Origin of the sequence: Nostoc sp. (genome assembly GCF_036919895.1) — a bacterium.
Classification (GTDB): Bacteria; Cyanobacteriota; Cyanobacteriia; order Cyanobacteriales; family Nostocaceae; genus Nostoc.
The window spans coordinates 1-6,840 of sequence record NZ_JBALBW010000009.1; the positions used below are offsets into that span (position 1 = coordinate 1).

Below are 6,840 nucleotides of genomic sequence, written 5' to 3' on the forward strand. Positions count from 1 at the left end.
AATTGTTAAATGAAGGAGGTCTTATTATTAAATGGGAGCGCAAGATTAAAAACAAAGGCAATGCTGTCTATTAAATTTAGCTGCGTAGCAGCTTACCAATACAATATCCTAATTGATGGACTGAGTAATCTTTCTGTTGCTCAAACGTCAGGTATGGACGAGCGACGATGCTAGAGATGATTCGCCGCCTCAAGCTATGTCCTGATGTAGAAATGATTGCCACCAGTTATCGTAAAGACAATGAAGCTGCTGCAAACTTATATCAAAGTTTAGGATTCAAAGAATGGGGAATTTCATTTGCAATTTCTCACCCTACCGAAGTATATGTAAAGCTTGAAGAATTTCCTTGATTGCCAAGCATTGGGAGCTACTTAGCAGACAAGAGCAATTTCAAATACAGCTAAAGGAAAGCTTTGGCGAACTCATAATTAACGCTCCTGGAAAATATGAAACAAGCACATTGTTATAAAACTCTCAAAATCTTACTGTATAACGGTTATAAAATGTGCAAGTTCAGAGTAAAGTTGTTAAGTGATCAATGTAATTTAGACACAATATTGCCAGCGACATCTTTGGCAGAGCGGTATTCTGTATCAATTGGTTCGCCAAAGTAATTATCTGAATAAGCATTTGAACACTCTACAATTCGTCGTGCGATCCACTCAGACCCAGCACCTTCAATTCTAATTCCTCGTTGTGCAAGGCGTGTTTTAATAGTATCAAGGCTTGCTTTTAAACAAAATACCCTAAGTTCAGAATCAAAGTTTTTAACTCCCATTACAATCTCATCAAAATAGGCGCGGTGACTAAATGTCATTGGGACTATAACTGTACCAGAAACGAACAAACTGTATAGACGGATGCCTGTAATTGTGGATTTTCTCCACAGTTCTATATGTTGAAAGTCCTTTTCTCCTGTTCTTTTCAATTTAATCCATGATGGAGCGCGCATTAAAACTGATCCTACCAATTCAGAGTTATATATTGCACTACCTGGAAGGTAAGCACGCAGTATTTTTGCTACTGTTGTTTTCCCAACTCCAAAGGAACCATTAAGCAATACAATCATGAATCTGTCCCAAATCCTGTGCCATATAAATACGTCCCTGAGACAACAGGAATAAGCGTAGCCACAATAGATATAGTAATTAGCACACGCCACCAGACTTTAGAGTTTGCGATCGCAAACTGTTTACTAACTTCTGCTCCCGGAATCTTTGCCATGCTTAAAATCCTGTGCTAGGAGTTTTACTACTGGTGAGGGTTTATGCTTGCTAGCTACACTTGAGGTTAACGCTTTTACGGACTGTGACGCAATCTGACGGGTATGGTGAGTTAACAACTGCACGTGTAATTCGATTGTTGGCAGTCGGTGCAAGCTATATTTTGCTTACCTATACAAAAAAAACTGCCCTGGGGCAAGGAGTCCAGAGCAGCACTCGAAAAGGGAAATAAAATAGGGGACTTTTAAAGCTTGTCCCTGTTTTACATATAATTCGTTTGATATATAATATTCTTCAGCTAAAATTTTGTACTTTATGCAAAAAGGGCAAAGACAAAGATATTGATGCCTCACTGGTCTTTTTTAGCGTGCATTGGCACAACCAACACTTTATCTATTCGGTTTCCATCCATACTAACTACTTCAAAGCGTAGTCCCGCCCACTCAAAATGTTCAGCCACCAAGGGAATATGCCCTAACTGGTTAACGACAAATCCCCCTAAAGTTTGATAGTTTACCTCTGCCCCTGGTAACAACTTTCTGATATCTAAAATCTCTTTCAACTCATCAATTGGCAACAGTCCATCTAACAACCAAGACCCATCTTCACGTTGCACCACATCAGGATCTGCTAGTTCTTCACTGGTTGGAATATCACCTACTATCGCTTCCACAATATCAGTGATTGTCACCAAGCCTTGTGTCACGCCATATTCATCTACGATTAAAGCAAGGTGAGTCCCAGATTTCTTAAATAACTCTAAGAGGTTCAAAGCCTTCATGCTTTCTGGCACATATAAAAGTGGCTTTAGTAAAGCTTGCAATTCAATGGCTTGGGTTGGATTTTGGGCTAAAAATTCTTTGGTTTGCACAATACCTAATAAGTTATCAATGCTCTGTTGACCAACTGGGAAGAATGAATGAATACTTTCAATCACTTGGCTGCGGATTTTTGACAATGGTTCATCAATATCAAGCCAAACCATCTCTGTACGTGGTGTCATAAATGCACTGACCTGTCTGTTACCAATATTAAATACTCGCTCTACTACGTCTTGTTCAGCTTCTCCCAACAGACCTGCTTCATGGCTAGCTGCCACTAAAAGTTTCAATTCTTCAGTCGAATGAAGCAATTCTTCGCTACTTCCTGGTTCCAAGCCTATAAGCTTTAGAACCAAATTTCCTAAACTATTCAAAACTTGGACAGCAGGGCGAAATATCACTAAGTATAGTTCTAAGAGATTTATAACCGCTAAGGCTGTTCTTTCCGTGCGCTGGAGCGCTAAACTTTTCGGAGCCAATTCTCCCAAAACGATGTGGAGAGACGTAATGATTGTAAAGGCAATTACTACTGATAAGGTATGGGCGCTAGTTTGCGATAAAGATTTTGGCAGCCAGTGGAAAGCGGGTTCGACCAGTACTGCAATCGCTGGTTCTCCAAGCCAACCCAAGCCCAAAGAAGATATGGTAACACCAAGTTGGGTTGCTGCTAGATAAGCATCCAAGTTATTTACTGCCCGTTGTAAAGCTTTTGCACCGGGATGACCTTGGATGACCAACTGTTCGACACGACTGCGGCGAAGCGCAACCAAGGCAAATTCAGCCGCCACAAAAAATCCGTTGGCTAGCACCAAGAAAATCACCGATAGCAATTTGCCCGCAGTAAGCCAAGTCAATGGACTGTTCATAACTATCTATTCTAGCCTTTGAACCTAATTACTACCGCGATTATTTTGTCAACACTAATTGCTATCTATTTGCCGACCATTGGTCGGTAAATATTCTTTCGATATGTGGGTAAACACATCATAAGTAAGTTAGAGCAATGCCGTACCACTTGCCTACGGCACGCGCCGCGAACGTGAAAGCAAGATTTGACAGGCTATTCGGCATCGCGCTCCGCTCCCGTCCCCAAAAAGCACTCCGCACCCATAAAACAAACGGCAAAATGCCTCTGATTCGCTGATAAGTTCTTGTATTCTGGGATATCCGTTCTTTCTGGAAAGCCGAATGATTCCTATAGATATGAAACGACTTATCAAAAAAACCTCTAACCCAGTTCGCAAGAAAATAAAAGTAACCCCATCACCGACTGAACCCATTGAGATTCCTGAGAGCCAAAATATTCCTGAACCAGTAATTGAACCAAGTCCACCTGTGTACATTGAAGACTACGTTTCCGAATCCGAATATATTTCTGAACACTATCGCCCCCTCCGCTCTGTGGGTAACTCTGGGTGGCAACCGTCCGATGTGTGGCGCGAGTTGAGAGTTGATGATTTTTGTCGTGGGTGAGTCAGTATTTAAACAGCGCGATGCCTGCGGTTCTTGCTAGCCTACGCTAAAATATAATGCCTGCATTTTGAAATAGTGGCAGTTGAATGACTTGAGTCTGTTTGGCGTTATCCAAATTAGACAAGGAAATCCCCAACAACCTAACACTGCGGTTTTCCAAATCAATCGATTCAAACAGCGCTTTGGCTATCTCAAAAATCGTAGAGAGTTCACTAATGGGAGCAAGCATTGTCTTACTGCGGGTTAGCTGCTGATAGTCAGAGAACTTAACTTTCAGAGTTAATGTCCGTCCTCGCGTTTCATGTTGCTTTAACCGTTGCTCGACAATCTGGGCAATCTGTTCGAGTTCCTGCAACATCTGACCTACATCGCTTAAGTCCTGTGCAAATGAGGTTTCTGCACCAACTGATTTACGAACTCGATTTGCTTCAACTAGGCGATCATCTTCTGCTCTGGCAATCTTATAGTAATAATGACCGGCTTTACCAAAGTGGTGTGTTAGCTCAGAAAGAGTTCGCACTTTCAAATCTGCACCACTATGAATACCGAGCGAGTGCATCTTCGCCGCCGTCACTTCTCCAATACCGTGAAACTTTTCAATCGGCAGCTGCTCTACAAAGGCGATCGCATCCTGGGGTAAAATCACCGTTAGTCCATTCGGCTTGTTCTGCCCTGATGCCATTTTTGCAAGAAACTTGTTAATTGAAACACCTGCGGTTGCAGTCAACTGGGTTTCTTGGAAAATTGCAGTTTTGATGTGTCTTGCGATAGTAGAAGCGTAGGGGATACTTTGCTTATTCTCAGTAACATCTAGATATGCTTCATCTAGTGCAACCCCTTCTACTAAATCACTGTAGCGTTTGAATATGGCGTGGATTGCTGCGGAAATCTCTCGGTAAACGTCGAATCTCGGTCTTACAAAGATAAGTGCGGGACATTTAGCGATCGCTGTTACTGACGGCATCGCGGAATAAATACCAAACTTACGAGCTTCATAACTGGCGGCTGCAACTACACCTCGCTGATTCGGGCTGCCACCGACGACTAACGGCTTGCCTCGGTAACTAGAGTTGTCCCTCTGTTCCACCGATGCGTAGAAGGCATCCATGTCTACGTGAACTATCTTCCGAGTTCTAGCGACAGATTCTTGTCCCAAGGGTAGCTCCACCACAAGCACTCTCGCTTTTCACACCATTTTCAAGGGAGTAAATACAATCTCAGTTTTATAGTACACTAGCACTAGTTTAGATATAAAATTACGGTATATATATTGAACTTCATCATTGGTGTATAATCTAATACTTAATGTTGCCTAATCGTAATTACTTTTCAACTAACGCGTCAAACTGCAATGGCACTCTCACTAACTGCTGTCGTATTAAGCAACTGTCTCCTGAAGGGGTAGGGGTGTTTCAGGGGATAAATAGTTTCTATGCCATTAGGCAAGCGAAAAAAGTTTTTTTAGTAGGAAATAGCATACATGGACTTGCAACTATATTAAATATTAAACACGTCTAACTTTATTAGTTCAAAAACATAAAAGAACACACATGACTACTAAAATAGATTTTCAAGGGGATATGGATAAAGCAAGCGTTCCATTAGATCAACACAAAGAAGAAGTATTTCAATGGACAAAGCAGTGGTATCCTGTGGCAGTTGTGGATTTTCTAGATCCATCTCGCCCACATGCAATACAGTTATTAGGAAAAGATTTAGTCTTGTGGCGAGGCAGTTTGAGTAAATGGTCTTGCTTTGAAGATTGTTGCCCACATCGACTAGCTCCCCTTTCAGAAGGGCGTGTTGAGTCTGATGGCACACTTTTATGTGCTTATCATGCTTGGCGTTTTGATTCGCAGGGAAACTGTGTGAGCATTCCCCAGTCGAAAGATCGGGAGACATCCTCTAAACACTGCTCAAATTCAAAGTCATCTGCAATTAGTTATCCAACACAAGAACGGCAGGGTTTATTGTGGGTTTGGGCTGAGTCTGGTTCGGAAGCACAGCTTGAAAGTCAATTGAGGACACCACGAATTATTCCAGAACTTGAAGAAAACTCCGACAGAGTAGTTCATCTATTTTGGAATATACGTGACCTACCCTATGGATGGGATTTTTTCATGGAAAATGTAGCTGACCCAGCCCATGTCCCTGTTTCCCACCACGGTCTAGTTGGCAATCGCTATAAAGATGCTAATTACTACGATATGCTTTGCATCAAGCAAATGTCTACTCAAGAAGGATTTTCTTTTGAAATAACACCGACTGCCCCCACGATTTCACAAGCGATTCACGACTTTCAACCACCTTGTCAGATGAGGATTGTTTCTACTTCACGCGATGGTGGTAAGCTGATCCTGGCATTGTATGCTACCCCTACACGCCCAGGGTGGTGTCGTCATATTGGCTGTCAGGTCTTAGTTAAGAACGAGATGGGTAAGACACCTAAAGGATTAGGAGTCTTTGGGCTACCAATGCCAACTTGGTTAGGACATGTTTTGTCATCCTTGTTCTTACACCAAGACTTAGTATTTCTTCATTATCAACAGAAGATTCTAGCTAAACGCCAAAAGGGTCAATGGGTGAACGCAGTTTATACACCCAATCCTCAAGATAAAATGGTAATTACATTTCGCCAATGGTTGGAGAAAAAAGCTGGAGGTAGTATTCCTTGGGCTTGGGGGTCTAATACCGATCTTCCCTCCTTGGAATTGGACAAACAAAAGCTTTTTGACGTCTGGACAACTCATACCCAACATTGCAAAGTTTGCAAAGATGCTTTGAAAAATATTAAACGTCTACGGGTGTTAGCTTACGGGTTATCTATATTGTGCTTATGTGTTGCTGTAATTCTGGATGCTAGAGCCATAGCGTTAAAAGCTACATTAGCCAGGGCAAACCAAATGCCCGCATCACTTTTAACGGTTTTTCCTCATACAGGATTCTGGTGGGCGCTTGGGGGTGCAGCATTATTTGTACTTCTAGGATACTTGCTTAACAAATTTAGTCGCCTATTTTACGTTTACGAGTTTGAACACGCACACAATGATTAATAGACAAACTCAAGTCTTAACAGATAAAAACTATGAGCAATTAAGTCGCAACAAAGGATGCAAAGTTTTCGTGCGTTGCGACTGTTACCTGATGCCCCGCACGTTTCAAACCATTCAAAATTATTTTTCAACAAACAGAATGCGTGAATTTCATGAAAGGGTTTTGGGAATCCCGTTATCTTTGGGTTTTAAATTGAGAATAAATGGAACAGCTTTCAATACCCAATCGGACACGGGTGTATAATTAGCAGCTTCTTCTCCAAAGCTAAT

General features: G+C 41.8%; 8 protein-coding genes. 4 read left to right on the forward strand and 4 right to left on the reverse strand.

Going from position 1 to position 6,840, the window contains the following annotated elements; genetic code table 11:
• Nucleotides 1-167 precede the first annotated feature (167 nt).
• Complete coding sequence (locus V7K55_RS01545) at nucleotides 168-350, forward strand: hypothetical protein (protein ID WP_334827479.1); 183 nt, start codon at nucleotides 168-170, stop codon at nucleotides 348-350.
• A gap of 185 nt (nucleotides 351-535) precedes the next feature.
• On the opposite strand, the gene V7K55_RS01550 is transcribed toward V7K55_RS01545, so the two are convergent.
• From V7K55_RS01550 to V7K55_RS01560, 3 genes are all read right to left on the reverse strand, one after another.
• A complete protein-coding gene (locus V7K55_RS01550; protein WP_334827481.1) occupies nucleotides 536-1,069 on the reverse strand; it encodes an AAA family ATPase in 534 nt (177 codons plus the stop codon).
• The gene (locus tag V7K55_RS01555; protein ID WP_334827483.1) at nucleotides 1,066-1,224 is read right to left on the reverse strand and encodes a hypothetical protein; all 159 of its coding nucleotides are present in this window, start codon (nucleotides 1,222-1,224) and stop codon (nucleotides 1,066-1,068) included. Before V7K55_RS01555 ends, V7K55_RS01550 begins: the two co-directional genes overlap by 4 nt.
• A 348-nt stretch (nucleotides 1,225-1,572) precedes the next feature.
• Complete coding sequence (locus V7K55_RS01560; protein ID WP_334827485.1) at nucleotides 1,573-2,910, reverse strand: hemolysin family protein; 1,338 nt, start codon at nucleotides 2,908-2,910, stop codon at nucleotides 1,573-1,575.
• 137 nt (nucleotides 2,911-3,047) lie between these two features.
• On the opposite strand from V7K55_RS01560, the gene V7K55_RS01565 reads away from it, so the two are divergent.
• Both V7K55_RS01565 and V7K55_RS01570 read left to right on the forward strand, forming a co-directional pair.
• Nucleotides 3,048-3,188: a hypothetical protein gene (locus V7K55_RS01565; protein ID WP_334827487.1), complete on the forward strand. Its 141-nt coding sequence runs from the start codon at nucleotides 3,048-3,050 to the stop codon at nucleotides 3,186-3,188.
• Between the two features lie 44 nt (nucleotides 3,189-3,232).
• Nucleotides 3,233-3,517: a hypothetical protein gene (locus tag V7K55_RS01570; protein WP_334827489.1), complete on the forward strand. Its 285-nt coding sequence runs from the start codon at nucleotides 3,233-3,235 to the stop codon at nucleotides 3,515-3,517.
• 46 nt (nucleotides 3,518-3,563) lie between these two features.
• Here the strand turns inward: V7K55_RS01570 and dinB are convergent, their stop codons facing one another.
• The gene (gene dinB, locus V7K55_RS01575) at nucleotides 3,564-4,688 is read right to left on the reverse strand and encodes a DNA polymerase IV (protein WP_334827491.1); all 1,125 of its coding nucleotides are present in this window, start codon (nucleotides 4,686-4,688) and stop codon (nucleotides 3,564-3,566) included.
• Between the two features lie 379 nt (nucleotides 4,689-5,067).
• On the opposite strand from dinB, the gene V7K55_RS01580 reads away from it, so the two are divergent.
• Nucleotides 5,068-6,570 (forward strand): aromatic ring-hydroxylating dioxygenase subunit alpha, encoded by a 1,503-nt coding sequence (locus V7K55_RS01580; RefSeq protein WP_334827493.1) that lies wholly within the window; start codon nucleotides 5,068-5,070, stop codon nucleotides 6,568-6,570.
• Nucleotides 6,571-6,840 lie beyond the last annotated feature (270 nt).

Excerpts from the sequence above, each read along its gene's own strand:
- V7K55_RS01545 (WP_334827479.1), top strand. The coding sequence starts at position 168 with ATGCTAGAGATGATTCGCCGCCTCAAGCTATGTCCTGATGTAGAAATG.
- V7K55_RS01550 (WP_334827481.1), bottom strand. The coding sequence starts at position 1,069 with ATGATTGTATTGCTTAATGGTTCCTTTGGAGTTGGGAAAACAACAGTA.
- V7K55_RS01555 (WP_334827483.1), bottom strand. The coding sequence starts at position 1,224 with ATGGCAAAGATTCCGGGAGCAGAAGTTAGTAAACAGTTTGCGATCGCA.
- V7K55_RS01560 (WP_334827485.1), bottom strand. The coding sequence starts at position 2,910 with ATGAACAGTCCATTGACTTGGCTTACTGCGGGCAAATTGCTATCGGTG.
- V7K55_RS01565 (WP_334827487.1), top strand. The coding sequence starts at position 3,048 with ATGCCGTACCACTTGCCTACGGCACGCGCCGCGAACGTGAAAGCAAGA.
- V7K55_RS01570 (WP_334827489.1), top strand. The coding sequence starts at position 3,233 with ATGATTCCTATAGATATGAAACGACTTATCAAAAAAACCTCTAACCCA.
- V7K55_RS01580 (WP_334827493.1), top strand. The coding sequence starts at position 5,068 with ATGACTACTAAAATAGATTTTCAAGGGGATATGGATAAAGCAAGCGTT.